The organism is Pseudomonas sp. XWY-1 (genome assembly GCF_002953115.1).
Lineage (GTDB): Bacteria > Pseudomonadota > Gammaproteobacteria > Pseudomonadales > Pseudomonadaceae > Aquipseudomonas > Aquipseudomonas alloputida.
The window spans coordinates 5,033,728-5,053,905 of the sequence record NZ_CP026332.1; the positions used below are offsets into that span (position 1 = coordinate 5,033,728).

The 20,178-nt window shown below is 60.4% G+C and carries 8 protein-coding genes, 2 tRNA genes and 3 rRNA genes; all 13 read right to left on the bottom strand.

Annotated elements, in window-relative coordinates:
* Nucleotides 1–407 precede the first annotated feature (407 nt).
* The 13 genes from PRJ_RS23580 to msrP all read right to left on the bottom strand — a co-directional run bounded on the left by PRJ_RS23580 (nt 408) and on the right by msrP (nt 20,101).
* A complete protein-coding gene (locus PRJ_RS23580) occupies nt 408–899 on the bottom strand; it encodes an OmpA family protein (protein WP_104962572.1) in 492 nt (163 codons plus the stop codon).
* Nucleotides 900–903: 4 nt separating this feature from the next.
* The gene (locus PRJ_RS23585) at nt 904–2,175 is read right to left on the bottom strand and encodes a diguanylate cyclase domain-containing protein (RefSeq protein WP_104962573.1); all 1,272 of its coding nucleotides are present in this window, start codon (nt 2,173–2,175) and stop codon (nt 904–906) included.
* Nucleotides 2,172–2,738: a YfiR family protein gene (locus PRJ_RS23590; RefSeq protein WP_020191918.1), complete on the bottom strand. Its 567-nt coding sequence runs from the start codon at nt 2,736–2,738 to the stop codon at nt 2,172–2,174. Before PRJ_RS23590 ends, PRJ_RS23585 begins: the two co-directional genes overlap by 4 nt.
* A 100-nt stretch (nt 2,739–2,838) precedes the next feature.
* Complete coding sequence (gene recD, locus PRJ_RS23595; protein WP_104962574.1) at nt 2,839–4,914, bottom strand: exodeoxyribonuclease V subunit alpha; 2,076 nt, start codon at nt 4,912–4,914, stop codon at nt 2,839–2,841.
* Nucleotides 4,911–8,585, bottom strand: coding sequence for an exodeoxyribonuclease V subunit beta (recB, locus tag PRJ_RS23600; RefSeq protein WP_104962575.1), 3,675 nt, complete (start codon nt 8,583–8,585; stop codon nt 4,911–4,913). The genes recD and recB overlap by 4 nt, the downstream gene beginning before the upstream one ends.
* Nucleotides 8,582–12,064: an exodeoxyribonuclease V subunit gamma gene (recC, locus tag PRJ_RS23605; protein WP_104962576.1), complete on the bottom strand. Its 3,483-nt coding sequence runs from the start codon at nt 12,062–12,064 to the stop codon at nt 8,582–8,584. Before recC ends, recB begins: the two co-directional genes overlap by 4 nt.
* A 188-nt stretch (nt 12,065–12,252) precedes the next feature.
* Nucleotides 12,253–12,368: ribosomal RNA gene (gene rrf / locus PRJ_RS23610) — 5S ribosomal RNA — on the bottom strand.
* 131 nt (nt 12,369–12,499) lie between these two features.
* A 23S ribosomal RNA gene (locus PRJ_RS23615) occupies nt 12,500–15,390 on the bottom strand.
* A gap of 234 nt (nt 15,391–15,624) precedes the next feature.
* Nucleotides 15,625–15,700 (bottom strand) — tRNA-Ala (locus PRJ_RS23620).
* Nucleotides 15,701–15,796: 96 nt separating this feature from the next.
* Nucleotides 15,797–15,873, bottom strand: a tRNA-Ile gene (locus tag PRJ_RS23625).
* 87 nt (nt 15,874–15,960) lie between these two features.
* Nucleotides 15,961–17,497 (bottom strand): 16S ribosomal RNA (locus PRJ_RS23630).
* The 16S, 23S and 5S rRNA genes sit together here with 2 tRNA genes alongside, the layout of an rRNA operon.
* Nucleotides 17,498–18,476: 979 nt before the next feature.
* The gene (gene msrQ, locus PRJ_RS23645) at nt 18,477–19,088 is read right to left on the bottom strand and encodes a protein-methionine-sulfoxide reductase heme-binding subunit MsrQ (protein WP_104962577.1); all 612 of its coding nucleotides are present in this window, start codon (nt 19,086–19,088) and stop codon (nt 18,477–18,479) included.
* Nucleotides 19,088–20,101, bottom strand: coding sequence for a protein-methionine-sulfoxide reductase catalytic subunit MsrP (gene msrP, locus PRJ_RS23650; protein ID WP_003250049.1), 1,014 nt, complete (start codon nt 20,099–20,101; stop codon nt 19,088–19,090). Before msrP ends, msrQ begins: the two co-directional genes overlap by 1 nt.
* Nucleotides 20,102–20,178 lie beyond the last annotated feature (77 nt).

Here is a 20,178-nt window from a genome sequence, read left to right on the forward strand (position 1 = left end):
CATTTCCAAGGACAAGCACAGATCCTGTGGGGGCGGGCTTGCCCGCGAACACCGGCGAAGCCGGTGCCAGGCACCGCGTCGCCTGCTTCGCGGGCACGCCCGCTCCCACAGGGGATATGTGACCGATGGGCCTGCGCATTTCCAAGGACAAGCACAGATCCTGTGGGGGCGGGCTTGCCCGCGAACACCGGCGAAGCCGGTGCCAGGCACCGCGTCGCCTGCTTCGCGGGCACGCCCGCTCCCACAGGGGATATGTGACCGATGGGCCTGCGCATTTCCAAGGACAAGCACAGATCCTGTGGGGGCTTCCCCGCGAACACCGGCGAAGCCGGTGCCAGATACCGCGTCGCCTGCTTCGCGGGCACGCCCGCTCCCACTGGAGATTGTGACAGCCCGTGCGGCGACGATCAGTAGGACGCTACCACGATGGACACCCGACGGTTCTCGGTACGCCCGGCGCTGGTGCGGTTGTCCGCCACCGGCTGGCTGCTGCCCAGTCCGCGGCTCTGAATGTTCTGCGCCTGCATGCCAACCTCCACCAGCGCCTTGGTCACGCTTTGCGCGCGGCGCTCGGACAGTTGCTGGTTGTATGCCGCCTTGCCCGACGAGTCGGCATGCCCGTCCACCCGCACGCCCTGGATACCAACGCCGAGCAGCGCCTTGCCGATGCGCTCGACAATCGCCTGGCTCTGGCCGTTGAGGCTGTCCAGATCGCTGCCAAACAGCACTTTGCCAGACAAGTCGTAGGCCCAACCTTCATCGGTCGGGGTGAAACCTTCGCGCTTTAGCACGGCAATCTGTTCTGGGGTAAGGCCCTTTTGGGGTGCGCTCTGGCACCCCGTCAGCGCCAGCATGGCGAACAACAAGGCCCAAAGCGGAAAACGTAAAGCGTGCATCACGGGTTCAACTCCTGTTCCTGATTTCATTGGCGGACCGTTCCGTCTGCGCCACTTGCCAATGGCCACGGCGTTCGCGCTTGGCCTGGTACATTGCCGCATCGGCGGCATTCAGAAGACTGGCGGGGTCAGCGCCGTCATCCGGGTAATAGGCAATACCGACACTCAGCGAGGTGGAAACACTGCGGCCACTGTCCAGTTGCACCGGCAGCCTCATGCTGGCAACGATCTTCTCGGCAATGTGTTCGGCATCCTTGCGCGTATGCAAAGGCGTCAACAACACGGCAAACTCGTCGCCCCCCAGGCGCGCCACCAGGTCTTGCTCGCGCAACTGGGCGCGCACACGTTCGGCCACGCTGATCAACACCTCGTCACCCACGGCGTGGCCGAGGGTGTCGTTGATCTGCTTGAAGTGGTCGCTGTCGAGGAACAGCACTGCCAGGTGGTCCTGCTGGCGCGCCGCATTTCGCACGCTGCGGCTCAGGCGCCCTTCAAAGAAGGCGCGGTTGGGCAAGCCGGTCAGGCTGTCGTGGCTGGCCTGATGGGCCAGGGTCTGGTTTTCGCTCTGCAGGTGGCTATGCCACACCTCCAGTTCATCCAGCAGGGCATTGAAGTCGTTACCCAGCTCGTTCAGCTCGGCAATCGGCGCTTCTGGCACGCGCCGGTCGAAGCTGCGCTCGCGGCGGGCGGCATGGGCGACACTGGCCAGGCCACGCAGCGGGCGGGTGATATCGTTGAGCAGGCGCCGCGACAGATACTGGGCAGCCAAGGCGCTGAGGACCGTGCAGAACAGGATACCGGCCAAGCCACTGAGCAGGAACAGCAACAGGCTCCTGCCTTGGCCTGCCAGTTCGATATGCCCGACCTGCTGTTGCTGGTGCACGATCGGCAGAATGACCGGCTCATCCAGCAAGGCGCTGGCAACCTGCACCTCCAGCTGCGCGAGCATGCCGGTATTGTCGCGTTGCCAGTGCGCCAGTTGCTCGCCCTCGTTGTTGAAGACCTTGGCCTCGGCCACTTCTTCGGTACTGGCAATCAACGCCAGCGACTCATTGGCAGCGGCGCTGTCATCGAACACCACCGCCGCCTCTACCGTGTAGTTGATCGAGCGGGCGATCAACTGCAGGTTATGGTTGGCATAGACACGCAGGGCGAGCACGCCCAGCAGGGTGAGGGAGATACCCGCCAGGCCAACGGCAAGCAAGGCGACGCTGAGGTGGCCACGGCCCAGCACCGAGCGCAGGGTCGGGCGCACGGTACGCTTGCGGGTCGGCTTCATGGCTGCTCCGCCCGGCGCCGCGACAATTGCAGCACGCTGGGGTGAATGCGCACGCCAGAGCGTGCCACCGAGTCGAGATTGACTTCAAAGGCCACCTGCTGGTCGCTGACCCGCAGGCAGAACAGGCTGCCGACCGTGCATGGGTCATCCGCCTCGCTGATGCTCAGCACCGGGTGGCCGCCGATACGCTGGAACAGCCGATCGCGCTGGCCCTGGTCAAGCTTGCCAATGTAGAGGGCATCGCAGGCCTGGGCGACCTGGGTGTCTTCTGCCAGCAGGCGCCGCACCTGCAGCGGCCGGCCGGACTCCTGGACATGGCCCTTGATGAGATCGTCGGCGTACTCGGTCGGGCCGACCAGGCACAGGCGTAAAGGAGAAGGTTCGACGGGCCAGCGGGCGTAACTGAAAATACCCAGTACTACCTGGGTGACTGCCTTGGCGCGCTGCTGTGCCTGGGCGGCGGTTGTGCCGGGGTCTGCCCGGGCAGCGCCTGCAGAAAGGAACAGGACGGCCAGCAATAGCGAAAGCGCACAGCTTGTCACTCGCCTTGCGGCCACGTTCATGTGGGAAATCCCTTGAAGCCCCTTCCGATATCGGCGCAACGATAGCACATGGCCGCTTTATTGTATGAGCATGCGGCCACGTGTAATGGGTTTCATTGCCCTAGACCTGCTCGAGCATCAACCCGGAAATACGCCGTACTTTGCGCGCCACCGCTTCTTCGAAAATGCCTTGGCGTGGCTCGACCAGGCTGAAGCAATGCTTGGCCCGGGTGATGCCGGTGTACACCAGTTCCTTGGTCAGCACCGGGTTGAGCGCCTCCGGCAGCACCAGGGCAGTGTGGCTGAACTCCGAGCCCTGGGACTTGTGCACGGTCATGGCGAATACCGTCTCCACTTCGTTGAGCCGGCTCGGCAGAACGAATCGCACACCACCACTGCCGTCGTTGCGCGGGAAGGCCACGCGCAGCAGCGGCTGGCCATGCTCATCCGGCAGGCGCAGGGCAATACCGATGTCACCGTTCATCAGGCCAAGGCCGTAGTCGTTGCGGGTCACCAGCACCGGGCGCCCTTCGTACCAGGGCTGCTGGCTGTCGATCAGACCGGCATTGTGCAGCACTCGCGCCACCCGCTCGTTGAGGCCTTCGACACCCCAGGCGCCCCGGCGCACCGCGCACAGCAACTGGAAATCCTCGAAACTGCGCAACACCTTGCCCGCCCATTGCTCCCAGGCGGGGTCGTCAAAGGCGGTATCAAGTGCCGGCCGGTAACGGCCAAGGGTGCGCAGGTAGCTGCGGTAGCCTTGTGGTCCATCGGTACCGCGATTCAGGCCGTCGAGTAACAGGCGGTCGAACGCACGATCCTGTTCGTGCTTGAGCGACAGGCTGTGCACGTCGGCAGGCGGCGCGGCCAGCAGGTTGCGCGCCGCGTGAGCGTCCTGACGATTGACCAGTCTGGCCAGCTGGCCAATTCCGCTGCCTTCACCGAAACGCCGTGAAAAACGCAGCATCACCACCTGCTGGGCCAGCGGGTGACGCTGCTCATCGCCGGCCTTGAGGCCACTGCCGGCCAGCGACTCGCCACTGACCTGCTGAAGCCACGCTGCAGTCGCCGGCGAGTAAAAGCCCTCCTCAGCATCCCGGCACAGGTCACCCAGCACCGCGCCGGCCTCGACCGAGGCCAACTGGTCCTTGTCGCCCAGCAGCACCAGACGCGCCCGCGGCGGCAAGGCATCGAGCAGGTTGGCCATCATTTCCAGGTCGATCATCGACGCTTCGTCGACCACCAGCACGTCCAACGGCAACGGGTTGCCAGCATGATGGCGGAAGTGCCGCGAGCCCGGGCGGCTACCGAGCAGGCGATGCACGGTGCTGACTTCAGTGGGGATTTGCCCGCGTACTTCGGCGCTGACTTGCAGGCGCTCGACTTGCTGGCCAATGGATTCGGTCAGGCGCGCAGCGGCCTTGCCGGTCGGTGCAGCCAGGCGGATGCGCAGTGGCCTGCCCTGCTCCACTGCCGGCGCCTGCAGCAACGCCAGCAGGCGCACCACGGTGGTCGTCTTGCCGGTGCCGGGGCCGCCAGTGATGATGCTGAAACCGGCCCGGGTGGCCAAGGCGCAGGCGAGCTTCTGCCAGTCCACCTGGCCAGCTGGCGCGCCGCCCTCGAACAGTTGCGCCAGACGCTCTGGCAGGTCCGCAGGCGGTGCTTCGGCCTGGCTCAGGCGCTGGCGCAGGGCCTGGTCGATGCGCCGCTCGTAACTCCAGTAACGGCGCAGGTAAAGGCGCTCGCCACTGCGTACCAGTGGCCGCGATTGCTGGCCAGGCGTATCACCTGCGGCCACCAGCGGGCTGGCGCTGATGCGCTGAAGCCAGGCATTCAAGTCAAGGTTGGCCAGCAGTTGCGATGGCAGTAGCAAAGGGCCGATAAGGGCGTCACCTTCCGGCGGCAACGACAGGGCGAAATCAGGCTCGGCCAAGGTTTGTTGCAGGTCGAGGCAGACATGTCCGTGCCCCAGTTGGTGGCTGGCCAGCGCCGCTGCCAGCAATAGCAAGGGATCACTGCCGGGGGCGCGCTCTTCCAGGAACGACACGAACGCGCGGTCCAGGGCTCGTAGCCAGCCCCGCTCAACCCAGCGGTCGAGTAATTGCAGCAGGTCAGCGCTGTTGTGCTGCGGTGCCAGTGCCAGCAGGTGCTCGGCGTGCAACGGGGTGGGCAACAGGTCGACAAGGCTTCGGCTCATGGCGCAACTCCGGCAAACAGGTCCTGCTGTACCGGCGCGTGCTCGCCACGGAACAGCGCATCGAGGCTTTCGATCAGCTCACGCGGTGGCTTGGCGTGGTACACGCCGTGGCCGCTGCTGCTGGCACCGCGCAGGAAGATGAACAGGGCGCCGCCAACATGGCGGTCATAATCGTAGTCCGCCAGCCGCGCGCGCAACTGGCGATGCAGGGCCAGCAGGTACAGCACATACTGCAGGTCGTAGCGGTGCTCAAGAATCGCCTTTTCCATGGCCATGGCATCGTAGGCCTGGATGTCCGCACCCAGCCAGTTGGACTTGTAGTCGGTCACGTAGTAACGCCCGTCCAGCTCGAACGCCAGGTCGATGAACCCTTTGAACATGCCGTTTAGCACGGTCGGCTGCGCAGCTGGGCGCGCCAGACCGGGGTGGGTGTGGCGTGCCACCAGGCGATCGAGTTGTTCTGCGTCGACCCGGTGGCTGGCGAACCAGAACTCCATTTCGATCTGGTAATGACGCAGCTGGCCCAGCGTTACGCTCTGGTCGCTGCCCGGCAGCGGCAACGCCTCGCTCAGCAAACGCTGCATCCAGTGGCTCAGGGTGGGGATCCAGCCTGCCCAGTCACGGCGGTTGCAGCGCTGGCCAACGGTGCGCTCGATCAGTTGAGGGTTAGCGCTGACCTCGCTGAAGCCCTCACGGCCTGCCCACTCCAGCAAACCATGGAGGAAGGTGCCGGGGTTAGGCCCCCGCGGGAAGCGATGGATATCGCCGCTGTCGGCCGGGACCTCGCGCAACACCTGGGCATCGGGCACCTCGTCATCCAGCAGTTGCTGTGCCTGCGAGCTGTCGGCGCCGAGGGTCTGATCGCCGACACGAAGGGCACTGTAGGAAGCGATCCACCAGTGCTCGGCAGCCGCATGGCGTGGCCTGCGTGCTGGCAGCAGCTCACGTTCGGCGTGTGGCATGCGATACATCTGCTCATCCGCCTGCGGCAGGCCTGGGCAAGTGATGTGCGGGCAACTTGCCGCCAAAGCCTGCAACCAGTCCGTCAGCTGCGCCGAGCCAGCCAAGGCAAGGCCGCCCCCCAGCAGGTAGCCAAACGCCGAGCGGTGCAGCTGCGAGCTCTTCAGATTACCGCGCTTGAGGTCGGCGACACCCAGCCAGCAAGCATGCTGGGCGCGGGTCAGGGCCACGTAGAGCAGGCGCAGGTCTTCGGCCAGGCGCTCGTCGTCAGCGCGCTCGATCTGCTCCTGGTCGGGTGTAAGGGTGAGGTGAGCGTTACCTTCGCTGTCATGCCAGGCCAGCGGCAGACGGCTACCATCCACCGGTTTGCTGGTGCAGATGAATGGCAGGTAGACCAAGGGATATTCCAGGCCCTTGGATTTGTGGATGGTCACCACCTTGACCAACTGTTCGTCGCTCTCCAGGCGCAGGATCTGCTCTTCACCGGCCTGCCCGGAACTGGCCAGATGCTCGGCCAGGTGGCGGATAAGCGCCTGTTCGCCGTCCAGTTCGCCGGCGGCCTGCTGCAGCAGCTCGGCCAGATGCAGCAGGTTGGTCAGCACCCGCTCGCCATCACTGCGGCGGATCAGCGTGCGCGGTAGCTGGAAGTCATGCAGCAGGTGGCGCAACATCGGCAACACCCCCTGGCGCTGCCAGGTGTCGCGGTAAAGGCGAAAGCGCATCACCCAGCTCTCCCAGACCCGCTCGTCCTGGTTAAGCCGGTCCAGCGCAGCCAGCGACAGGCCCAGTGTAAGGCTGGCCAAAGCAGCCTTGAGCAGGCGCTCTGAGTCAGGCTCGGCGCAGGCCTTGAGCCAGGCCAGCAGGTCGTGGGCTTCCTGGGCGGCAAACACCGAGTCCTTGTCGGACAGGTAGACGCTGCGCACCTCGCGTGCGGCCAGTTCGGCGCGGACCATCTGCGCCTCATGGCCATCGCGCACCAGGATGGCGATGTCCGAGGGCAAGCAGGCGCGCAATTCGCCTTCGGCATTCTGGAAGCCCGCCGTGCCCTGCTGGCCGCCATTGAGCAAGGCGACAATATGGCTGGCGCAACTGGCGGCCAGTTGCTGGCGGTAAACGCTGCTGGAGACTGGCTCTTCACTTTCCAGCTGCCAGCATTGCAGGGCTGCACTGACCTCACCGTCAATCAGCAGCTGTTCGCCCCGCCCCTTGGCGCGCACCTCGATGAATGGCAGCGGGTTGTCATCGGCCTCGCGGAACAGGAATGCACCCCGCCCCGCTTCACGCGCCTCGGCCTGCAGGAACACCTGGTTGACCGCCGCCACCATGGCTTTGCTGGAGCGGTAGTTGGTGTCCAGGCTGTGCAGGCGGCCGCTGGTAGCGCGTCGCGCGGCAAGGTAGGTGTAGATGTCGGCACCCCGGAAGGCGTAGATCGCCTGTTTGGGGTCGCCGATCATGAACAGGCCGGTTTCTGCGCGATTTTCGCTGATCTGGTAGATGCGCTCGAAAATGCCGTACTGAACCGGGTCGGTGTCCTGGAATTCGTCGATCAGCGCTACCGGGAACTGCTCACGGATCAGGCTGGCCAGGCGCTCGCCGGCCTCGCTGGCGAGCGCGTGCTGCAAGCGCACGAGCATGTCGTCGAAGCCCATTTCTGCACGCCGGCGCTTCTCCACTTCGAAACGCGCCGATACCCAACTGGCGGCGTGCTCGAGCAGCGGGGCATCCGGGCTGTCCAGTGCCTGCAGTTGCTGCTGCAAGTGCTGCATGGCGTTGAGGGCTGGGTGCTCGGGAGGTTCTCCCTTCCAGGCCTCGGCCATGCCCGCCGGGGTCAGCCGGGTAAAGCCGGTGCCCAAGTCGAGCTCTACCAGTTGCTCATCGCTGGCCCAAGCGCAGAGCTTGTCGAACCAGGGCTCGAAGTAACGGGCTTGCATCTTGCGGCCGTCGACCTGTTTGGCGGCCAGCGCATCGCGGCAGATTTGCCGCAGTTCCTCGGCCCACTGCGCCCACGGCGCCTTGATCCGGGCCAACTGTGCACCCCGTTGCTGCAGCGATGCCTGGATCAATGCGGCGGGCTCTGGCCCATTCTGCTGGGCGCGCACACGGCCGAACAGTGGGCGAATGCGCGGCAGCAAGGCGTCGGGGCTCCCCCAGTTGCCGCGCACCCAGGCCAGTGCGTCCCCTTGCATCCCATAGCAGAAGCGCCGCCAGTAATCGCGCATGACCTGGCCCAACAACTCGCTGTGGTCGGTTTCCAGGGTCTGGGTGAACAGGCTGCCGCTGTCGAAGGCATGCTCGCGCAGCATGCGCTGGCACCAGCCATGGATGGTCGATACCGCAGCCTCGTCCATCCACTGCACGGCGATTTCCAACCGGCCGGCGCAACGCGGCCAGTTCTCTTGTGGGTAATCGTCACGCAGTTGGTGCAACAGTGGATCGGCGCCTTCCAGTTCGCCACGGAAGAACCGTGCGGCTTCAGCCAGGCGGGCGCGGATACGCTCGCGCAGCTCTTTGGTGGCGGCATCGGTGAAGGTCACCACGAGGATCTGCGGTGGCAGCAGCTCGCGCTCGAAGCCCTGTTCGCCACCGTGACCGAGGATCAGGCGCAGGTACAGCGCCGAAATGGTGAAGGTCTTGCCCGTACCGGCGCTGGCCTCGATCAGCTGGCTACCGTGCAGGGGGAAACTCAGTGCCAGAGGACGGTCCTGGGTCATGCGCCTTTCTCCGGGTTGCCCAAGGACTGCCAAGGGGCGGTGAACAACGGGCGATACAAGGTTTCGCACCAGCCTTCAAACGTTTCGTCAGCGGTGAGTGCTGCAAAGTCCCGGAACTGACGGGCCAAGGCAATGCTTTCACTTCGCTCGCCAAAGCTGGTGCGTTCGTCGCCTTCGTAGGCGCGAGCTGCTGCGGCCATGGCTTTATCCGCATCGTCCTGGGCCAACCAGGCGAACGCGGTCTTGGCCGCGACTGGCAACGGCGCGTTCATTGCCGCCTGACGGGCCACCAACAGGTCGCCCAGCAGTTGCGCGGCCTGCGCTTGCGGCAGCGGTGCAAGCAACAGGGTCAGGTCACTGGCTACCAATGCACTGTTATAGGGGTAGCCCGCCGCACAGGCCGCCAGGTGCGTAACCCAGGGCGCGATAAGGCGGTGCCACTTGAGGTTGTTGCGCCCGGCACTGATGGTGTTGGGTACTGTGGTGATGCTGAGAAGGCTCTGATCTTCCGCCTGGAACACCCGGCCCAGCCAGCCCTCCAGACGGTGCTGACCGTGCTCGAAATGCACTGGCAAAGCGCCCTCGACCAGCTGTGGCCAGCGTTGCAGCAATTGCTGGTGACGTTGCAGCAGGTCCGGCAGCGGTTCGATCAACTCGTTTTGCAGCAGTTCGCCGAAACCGGCTAGCGGCAGCAAACCGCAGGCCTGCAGGCGTCGGGCCTGGGCGCGCAAGGCTTGTTCGGCGTTGTCCGGTTCGGCCAAGGCGGCGCCAAGCAGGCTTTCACTGGCGCCGTAGCGTTGCAGGGTATCGAGGACGAAGGGCTCTTCGTCCGGGGTCGGCGCTTCCAGCGCCTCAAAGTACACCTTCAAGCGCTGGCTGAAGAAGTGGCGTACCGGGTGGCGCAAGAAGTCATTCAGCTGGTGCAGACTCAGGGCTTCAGCGTCCTGATAAGGCGGCAAGCCCGGCTCGCTCTGCGCGTCTGTCTCACCCTGCTGGTGCAGCACCTGCCATTCATGGGCATAGCTGAACAGTGGGCTGCCCTTCTGGAAGTACCGAGGGCTGAACGGCTGCAGCGGGTGCTCCTGGGTCAGTGCGTGCAACAGTTGCTCGCCCGGTCTCGCGGGCTGGCCCTGCTGCGCGTCGGCCAAATGCCAGCCCGCAGCGATGTGATCGCGCAACTGGCCGATCAGCACCGAGGCCGGGCGTTCGCTATTGTCGCGGATACTGCGCCCGACCCAGCTGACATAAAGTTGGTCACGTGCTGACAGTAGCGCTTCAAGTAACAGGTAACGGTCGTCTTCGCGGCGTGAGCGGTCGCCGGGGCGATAGTCGCTGGCCATCAGGTCGAAGTCCAGCGGTGGCTGCGCACGCGGGTAATCGCCATCGTTCATGCCCAGCAGGCAGACCACCCTGAAGGGGATCGCGCGCATGGGCATGAGTGTGCAGAAGTTGACCGAGCCGGCGAGGAAACGTTGCGACAGCTTGCCCTGATCGAGGCCCGACAGCCAGGCTTCACGCACCACGGTCAGCGGTAGCGGGTCGTGCAGGCCGACGGTCTCGCACACCTCAAGCCAGCTATCGCGCAGATCCTGCAACTGCATCAACAGGAATTCATCACCCTCGTCCTCGGCGAGGAAGAACACGTGCAGCAAGGCATGCAGTCGTTCGCCCCACTGGCTGACGGTGGCAGGCTCGGACAGGGCCTGGCAGGCGACTTCGAGCGCATCGAGCAACGCGACCAGCGGGCCGATCAGTGCCGCGTCCAGGCCACCGATTTCATCGTAGGGTTCAATGCCATCACAGGCCTCACCCACCCCCACGGCATAACCCAACAGCATGCGGCGCAGGCCGAAACGCCAACTGTTCTGTTCGAGCCCGGCGGGCAAGCCCAGGCTCGCCCGCTGCTCGGCGTCAAGGCCCCAACGGATGCCAGCGCCCTCGATCCAGCGGTGCAGCGTGGGCAGGTCGTTTTCGCGGATGCCGAAGCGGGCGCGGACTGCCGGCACGTCCAGCAGGTCGAGCACTTCGCTGACCGCGAAGCGGCTGTCAGGCAGTTTGAGCAGGTGCTCAAGCGCGATCAGCAAAGGCTCGCGACCACGCTGGCCCTGGTCTGTCAGGGTGAACGGGATGTAGCGTGGATCGTTACGCTGCAACTGGCCGAAGACGGCGCGGATATGCGGCGCGTAAGTGTCGATGTCCGGCAGCATGACGATCACGTCGCGCGGGCGCAAAGTCGGGTCGGCGCTGAAGCGGGCCAACAGCTGGTCGTGGAGGATCTCCACTTCACGTTGCGGGCTGTGCGCGATATGGAAGCGGATCGAGCGGTCTTTTGTGGTGTCGACTGCCGGCCACCGTTCGCGGCTCTCGGCGAGCGGGCGCAATTCCAGGATGTCGTCCTGCAGTTCGTTGAGCAGCGTGGTGGGCGAACCGTCGCTGAACAGGTCGATGCGGCCGTCGCTGAACACGCCCTGGTAGCTGCCCGGGTCATCATAGCTGTCGAGCAGGTTGATGTAGTCGCGGCCTTGTTTACCCCAGGCTGCGAGCAATGGGTGGGCATGCTGGTGCAGCGTCTGGTCGTCCAGTTGCAGGGGCATGCCTTGCTTGCGTTGCTGGCGTTTGTACTGGTGGCGCAGCAGGTCCTTGTCGGCAACGATATCGGCCCAGTGGTGGCGGCATGGGTTGTGTACGCACAGCAATACCTGACTGAAACGCGACAGGCCTGCCAGTGCTTCCAGGGCCTGGGCCGGCAGCGAAGAGATACCGAACACGATCACCCTCGGTGGCAGCCCTGCAGGCACCTGCTCCAGGCTGTTGATGCGCTCGATGAAACGTTGGTGTACCCCGGCGCGGCTTTGCGCCATGCCTTGCTCGCCAACATCCTCCAGCAATGCTCGCCACAACTCGGCTTGCCAGCGGTTGCCTGGCGGCAGAACTTTGCGCTCGCCGCGGGCCGTGTTGATGACGTGCTCACCAGTGGCCCAGTCCTTGAGCCAATCGGCGCGGTAGACCTGGTACTGGTCGAACAGGTCGGCCAAGCGCTCGGCGAGCTGGTAGCGCTTGCGCAAGTCACTGTCATCGGTGAGGAAGCGCCGCAGTGGCTCGAAATGCGGGCGCTCGATGAGTGCTGGCAAAAGGCGCATCAGGCGCCAGGTCAGGGGTGCCTTGTCGAGCAGAGACACTTCGGGGATTTCGCTACGGCCAAGCACGCTGCGGTAGAGCTGCCACATAAAGCTACCGGGCAGTTGTACATCGATTGCAGCAGCGATGCCGCAGCCGCCCAGGTCATCTTCCAGCGGATCTTCAGCCAGGGCCAGCTTGAGCCATTGGGCGATGCCATTGCTTTGCACCAGGGCAATTTCGTTTTCCAGAGGCGCCAGCGGGTAACGACGCATCCAGCTCACTACCAGGCTACGCAAGTCGTCGAGGCGGTTGCCGTGGACGATCATGAAGCCAGGGTGGAGATGGGCGGTGTTGAGCATCGGAAGGTCTCTGGAGGCGCTGATGGCTGAGAGGGGAACGATATCACGCGTACAGGAAACGGCCGAATGCCATCAGGCCACGGGAGCGGGCGTCCCCGCTCCCGCAGTGATTCGCGCAGGTCGAGTTTTTTTGCCCACAAAGACAAAACCCCTACCTGCATGCGCAGATAGGGGTTTTGCGAAATGAATCTTGACGATGACCTACTCTCACATGGGGAAACCCCACACTACCATCGGCGATGCATCGTTTCACTACTGAGTTCGGGATGGGATCAGGTGGTTCCAATGCTCTATGGTCGTCAAGAAATTCTGTTGCCAGAATGTCCAGATGGACAGCCCAGCGAATCCGGATATGCGATATTTGTGGTCTTACGAATTTTCGGGTCTTTCGTCTTCACCACCGCAATCTGCGTCAGCAAATTGCTTGGGTGTTATATGGTCAAGCCTCACGGGCAATTAGTATTGGTTAGCTCAACGCCTCACAGCGCTTACACACCCAACCTATCAACGTCGTAGTCTTCGACGGCCCTTTAGGGGATTCAAGATCCCAGTGAGATCTCATCTTGAGGCAAGTTTCCCGCTTAGATGCTTTCAGCGGTTATCTCTTCCGAACATAGCTACCCGGCAATGCCACTGGCGTGACAACCGGAACACCAGAGGTTCGTCCACTCCGGTCCTCTCGTACTAGGAGCAGCCCCTCTCAAATCTCAAACGTCCACGGCAGATAGGGACCGAACTGTCTCACGACGTTCTAAACCCAGCTCGCGTACCACTTTAAATGGCGAACAGCCATACCCTTGGGACCGGCTTCAGCCCCAGGATGTGATGAGCCGACATCGAGGTGCCAAACACCGCCGTCGATATGAACTCTTGGGCGGTATCAGCCTGTTATCCCCGGAGTACCTTTTATCCGTTGAGCGATGGCCCTTCCATACAGAACCACCGGATCACTAAGACCTACTTTCGTACCTGCTCGACGTGTTTGTCTCGCAGTCAAGCGCGCTTTTGCCTTTATACTCTACGACCGATTTCCGACCGGTCTGAGCGCACCTTCGTACTCCTCCGTTACTCTTTGGGAGGAGACCGCCCCAGTCAAACTACCCACCATACACTGTCCTCGATCCGGATGACGGACCTGAGTTAGAACCTCAAAGTTGCCAGGGTGGTATTTCAAGGATGGCTCCATGAGAACTGGCGTCCCCACTTCAAAGCCTCCCACCTATCCTACACAAGCAAATTCAAAGTCCAGTGCAAAGCTATAGTAAAGGTTCACGGGGTCTTTCCGTCTAGCCGCGGATACACTGCATCTTCACAGCGATTTCAATTTCACTGAGTCTCGGGTGGAGACAGCGCCGCCATCGTTACGCCATTCGTGCAGGTCGGAACTTACCCGACAAGGAATTTCGCTACCTTAGGACCGTTATAGTTACGGCCGCCGTTTACCGGGGCTTCGATCAAGAGCTTCGCTTGCGCTAACCCCATCAATTAACCTTCCGGCACCGGGCAGGCGTCACACCCTATACGTCCACTTTCGTGTTTGCAGAGTGCTGTGTTTTTAATAAACAGTCGCAGCGGCCTGGTATCTTCGACCGGCATGGGCTTACGGAGCAAGTCCTTCACCCTCGCCGGCGCACCTTCTCCCGAAGTTACGGTGCCATTTTGCCTAGTTCCTTCACCCGAGTTCTCTCAAGCGCCTTGGTATTCTCTACCTAACCACCTGTGTCGGTTTGGGGTACGGTTCCCAGTTATCTGAAGCTTAGGAGCTTTTCTTGGAAGCATGGTATCAACCACTTCGTCGCCTAAAGGCAACTCGTCATCAGCTCTCGGCCTTGAAATCCCGGATTTGCCTAAGATTTCAGCCTACCACCTTAAACCTGGACAACCAACGCCAGGCTGGCCTAACCTTCTCCGTCCCTCCATCGCAATAACTGGAAGTACAGGAATATTAACCTGTTTTCCATCGACTACGCTTTTCAGCCTCGCCTTAGGGACCGACTAACCCTGCGTCGATTAACGTTGCGCAGGAAACCTTGGTCTTTCGGCGTGCGAGTTTTTCACTCGCATTGTCGTTACTCATGTCAGCATTCGCACTTCTGATACCTCCAGCAAGCTTCTCAACTCACCTTCACAGGCTTACAGAACGCTCCTCTACCGCATCATCGTAAGATGATACCCGTAGCTTCGGTGCATGGTTTGAGCCCCGTTACATCTTCCGCGCAGGCCGACTCGACTAGTGAGCTATTACGCTTTCTTTAAAGGGTGGCTGCTTCTAAGCCAACCTCCTAGCTGTCTAAGCCTTCCCACATCGTTTCCCACTTAACCATGACTTTGGGACCTTAGCTGACGGTCTGGGTTGTTTCCCTTTTCACGACGGACGTTAGCACCCGCCGTGTGTCTCCCATGCTCGGCACTTGTAGGTATTCGGAGTTTGCATCGGTTTGGTAAGTCGGGATGACCCCCTAGCCGAAACAGTGCTCTACCCCCTACAGTGATACATGAGGCGCTACCTAAATAGCTTTCGAGGAGAACCAGCTATCTCCGAGCTTGATTAGCCTTTCACTCCGATCCACAGGTCATCCGCTAACTTTTCAACGGTAGTCGGTTCGGTCCTCCAGTCAGTGTTACCTAACCTTCAACCTGCCCATGGATAGATCGCCCGGTTTCGGGTCTATACCCAGCGACTAAACGCCCTATTAAGACTCGCTTTCGCTACGCCTCCCCTATTCGGTTAAGCTCGCCACTGAATATAAGTCGCTGACCCATTATACAAAAGGTACGCAGTCACCTAACAAAGTAGGCTCCCACTGCTTGTACGCATACGGTTTCAGGTTCTATTTCACTCCCCTCTCCGGGGTTCTTTTCGCCTTTCCCTCACGGTACTGGTTCACTATCGGTCAGTCAGTAGTATTTAGCCTTGGAGGATGGTCCCCCCATATTCAGACAAAGTTTCTCGTGCTCCGTCCTACTCGATTTCATTGACAAGAGATTTTCGTGTACGGGGCTATCACCCACTATGGCCGCTTTCCAGAGCGTTCCACTAATCTCAAATCAACTTAAGGGCTGGTCCCCGTTCGCTCGCCACTACTAAGGGAATCTCGGTTGATTTCTTTTCCTCAGGGTACTTAGATGTTTCAGTTCCCCTGGTTCGCCTCTTGCACCTATGTATTCAGTACAAGATAACCAGCTTATGCTGGCTGGGTTCCCCCATTCAGAGATCTCTGGATCACAGTCTGTTTGCCGACTCCCCAAAGCTTATCGCAGGCTACCACGTCTTTCATCGCCTCTGACTGCCAAGGCATCCACCGTATGCGCTTCTTCACTTGACCATATAACCCCAAGCAATCTGGTTATACTGTGAAGACGACATTCGCCGAAAATTCGTACGTTGCTCTTTCGAGCAGAACTCACAAATTTTACCTTAGCCTGATCCACCAGCAGTGAAACTGGTGTTCAGTCTATATCTATCACATATCCGAATTTTTAAAGAACGATCTGACAAAAGTCAGAAATCAACATTCGACGCGAATGCTCATTTCTGAGTTTGATCAAGGTAAAGCAAGTGGTGGAGCCAAGCGGGATCGAACCGCTGACCTCCTGCGTGCAAGGCAGGCGCTCTCCCAGCTGAGCTATGGCCCCGCATATTGGTAGGTCTGGGCAGATTTGAACTGCAGAAGAGCCGTCCTCACCACTCTTTATTCAGAGGCATGGGGTGCTCAACATTCCAACCAAAATTGGTAGGTCTGGGCAGATTTGAACTGCCGACCTCACCCTTATCAGGGGTGCGCTCTAACCAACTGAGCTACAGACCTAAGGGTAAAACTTTGGGTCTTGATCGTCTTTATACAATGAATCAAGCAATTCGTGTGGGAGCTCATCAGCAGGCTGATGTCGTCGATTAAGGAGGTGATCCAGCCGCAGGTTCCCCTACGGCTACCTTGTTACGACTTCACCCCAGTCATGAATCACACCGTGGTAACCGTCCTCCCGAAGGTTAGACTAGCTACTTCTGGTGCAACCCACTCCCATGGTGTGACGGGCGGTGTGTACAAGGCCCGGGAACGTATTCACCGCGACATTCTGATTCGCGATTACTAGCGATTCCGACTTCACGCAGTCGAGTTGCAGACTGCGATCCGGACTACGATCGGTTTTGTGAGATTAGCTCCACCTCGCGGCTTGGCAACCCTCTGTACCGACCATTGTAGCACGTGTGTAGCCCAGGCCGTAAGGGCCATGATGACTTGACGTCATCCCCACCTTCCTCCGGTTTGTCACCGGCAGTCTCCTTAGAGTGCCCACCATAACGTGCTGGTAACTAAGGACAAGGGTTGCGCTCGTTACGGGACTTAACCCAACATCTCACGACACGAGCTGACGACAGCCATGCAGCACCTGTGTCAGAGTTCCCGAAGGCACCAATCCATCTCTGGAAAGTTCTCTGCATGTCAAGGCCTGGTAAGGTTCTTCGCGTTGCTTCGAATTAAACCACATGCTCCACCGCTTGTGCGGGCCCCCGTCAATTCATTTGAGTTTTAACCTTGCGGCCGTACTCCCCAGGCGGTCAACTTAATGCGTTAGCTGCGCCACTAAAATCTCAAGGATTCCAACGGCTAGTTGACATCGTTTACGGCGTGGACTACCAGGGTATCTAATCCTGTTTGCTCCCCACGCTTTCGCACCTCAGTGTCAGTATCAGTCCAGGTGGTCGCCTTCGCCACTGGTGTTCCTTCCTATATCTACGCATTTCACCGCTACACAGGAAATTCCACCACCCTCTACCGTACTCTAGCTTGCCAGTTTTGGATGCAGTTCCCAGGTTGAGCCCGGGGCTTTCACATCCAACTTAACAAACCACCTACGCGCGCTTTACGCCCAGTAATTCCGATTAACGCTTGCACCCTCTGTATTACCGCGGCTGCTGGCACAGAGTTAGCCGGTGCTTATTCTGTCGGTAACGTCAAAACAGCAAGGTATTAACTTACTGCCCTTCCTCCCAACTTAAAGTGCTTTACAATCCGAAGACCTTCTTCACACACGCGGCATGGCTGGATCAGGCTTTCGCCCATTGTCCAATATTCCCCACTGCTGCCTCCCGTAGGAGTCTGGACCGTGTCTCAGTTCCAGTGTGACTGATCATCCTCTCAGACCAGTTACGGATCGTCGCCTTGGTGAGCCATTACCCCACCAACTAGCTAATCCGACCTAGGCTCATCTGATAGCGCAAGGCCCGAAGGTCCCCTGCTTTCTCCCGTAGGACGTATGCGGTATTAGCGTTCCTTTCGAAACGTTGTCCCCCACTACCAGGCAGATTCCTAGGCATTACTCACCCGTCCGCCGCTGAATCAAGGAGCAAGCTCCCGTCATCCGCTCGACTTGCATGTGTTAGGCCTGCCGCCAGCGTTCAATCTGAGCCATGATCAAACTCTTCAGTTCAATACTGCTTGGGTTTTTAAGAAACCCTAAACTTGGCTCAGCAATCTCAAATGACTATGTGATTTCTCGCATGGTCACTTGTGATGCTGATAATCTTTTTGACTATCAGTCCATACTCACAAGCACCCACACGAATTGCTTGATTCGATTTGTTAAAGAGCGTTTGGTTAAGAGCTTTTCGTCTCAACCGAGGCGCGCATTCTACGCTTTCCTCAGATCCTGTCAAGCGTTTATTTTGAAGTTTTTTGCGAGAAACTCGTTTAGCTTCAAACACTTGGCTCGCTGCGATCTCTCGTAGCGGGAGGCGAATCATACAGCACTTGGAAGCGCTGTCAACCATCATCTCAACCGCTTTCGATCATTTGATCGTAGCCCTTACAGCACCTTCAGGATTGTCTAACTCATTGAATTTCAAGGAGTTTGTCGTTCCGTTGTCGCTGGAAGTGGGGCGCATTATAAGGGGATTCGAGAGGGCGTCAACCTTTAATTTCAAGAAAGTGAAATATAAGGGGGAAAGACCGTATCGGGGCTGCCAAGATCAGGGCTGCCAAGTGTTCGCCACAACAGTTTCAGCGCCTATGAGATCGAGCGCCGCCCGCGCGGCGCTTCGCGGGTAAACCCGCTCCTACGTTTGTTTCGGGCCAGTCCCTCCTGTGCCTGGCGCGCGCGACCGCCTTGTTGGTACGACGCGATATCGAGACAGGCACCAAGGCGTTCGCGCGCGAATCCCACAGGCATAATTGGCCCGAAACAAACGTAGGAGCGGGTTTACCCGCGAAGCGCCGCGCGGGCGGCGCTCGGTCTCATAGGCGGTGAATGTCTCAAGCCGGACGCGGGCGGCGCTCGGTCTCACAGGCGATGGATGTCTCGAGCCGGACGCGCGCGGCGCTCGATCTCACAGACGCCAGAGAAACAAAGGCGGGCCCCCTCCACAGCCATCGCTACCTCAAGACAGGCCCTTGGCAGCCCCACCCCACTCTCAAACCGCCCTACCCTGCTTCCTGGCAACCTTGGGAAGCGCCCGCGCAACAGCAGGTATCCGCAATACCATCAACACAGCCCCAATAAACGCATAGATCGCCCATTCACGAAGGTCCGAGCGCACGATCCAAAGGAAATGCAACAAGCCCAACCCAAGCACCGCATACACCAACCTGTGCAGCTTCTTCCACCGCGCCCCAAGCCGCCGTTGGCTATACCGGTTCGAAGTGACCGCCAACACCAGCAAACCCAGGAACCCCAGCGCCCCCACGATAATGTAGGGCCGCTTGCGCAGCTCCACCGCCAACTGCCCCCAATCCAGCCCAAGAATAAAGAACAGGTAACAGAGGATGTGCAGCACTATATAAGCGAACACCCACAACCCCAGCTGCCGGCGAACCACGATCCAGCCAGACCAGCCCGTCAGCTTCTGCAGTGGGGTCATGCTCAAGGTCACCAACAAGAAGGTAAGCGCCCCAAGCCCAAGGCGATCCATCATGATCTTCCCGGGATCAGGCCCCAGCAGGTTCATCGCCGCTTCATATAGCCACCACACCGGGAACAGGCAGCCTACGAGAAAGATGGCCAAGCGAAACCAGGGGTAACGCATCAGTAGTTCTTCCGCAGATCGAGCCCGGTATACAGCGACGCCACTTCATCAGCATAACCATTGAACATCTGTGTCTCCCGCACGTTGGGGCTGAACAACCCGCTGGGCAAACGACGTTCGCGCGCCTGGCTCCAGCGCGGGTGGTCGACTGTCGGGTTCACATTGGCATAGAAACCATATTCATCCGGCGCCAGCCCTTCCCAGGTAGTACCGGGCTGCTCCGCTACCAGGCTGATGCGCACAATCGACTTGATGCTCTTGAAGCCATACTTCCAAGGCACCACCAAACGCAACGGCGCACCGTTCTGGTTGGGCAGTTCCCGGCCGTACATACCCACCGCGAGAATTGCCAACGGATGCATCGCCTCATCCAGGCGCAACCCTTCTCTATAAGGCCAGTCGATCAAGGCGAAGCCAGAACGCTGCCCAGGCATATGCTGCGGATCCTTCAGCGTTTCGAAACGCACATAACGCGCACTGGAAGTCGGCTCGACCTGCTTGAGCACCTGAGCCAAAGGGAACCCCAGCCACGGAATGACCATCGACCACGCCTCTACGCAGCGCAGCCGATAGATCCGCTCCTCAAGCTGATAGGGTTTGACGAAGTCCTCCAGTGCATAGCGTCCGGGCTTGCCCACCTCACCATCCACCACAATGGACCACGGTTCGGTCTTCAGGCTGTCGCCATTGGCCGCCGGGTCGCCCTTGTCGGGCCCGAACTCGTAGAAGTTGTTGTAGTGAGTGGCATCCTTGAACGGCGTGATCGCCTCGTCCTTCACCGTCACCGCCTGCCAGCGCGTGGCCGCGAGCTTGTCAGTGAACCAGGCCGGCGCGGCCCCAGCCTGCACATCGGCATAACGCGACATTTGCGCTGCACCCACCCCGCCCGGCAATGCGCCTAGCGCCAAGCCAGCCAATGAGCCACCCAGGAGGGTACGACGGGAAAGGTAAATGCCTTCGGGGGTGATCTCCGACGCCTTGCACTCGGAAGACCTGGGAAGCTTGATAAGCATGAACGGCTCCATAGCACTGAGTAACGGATGTACCAGTAAGACTATGGAGCCGTGAGGTTATTCCAGCGTTAAGTGAT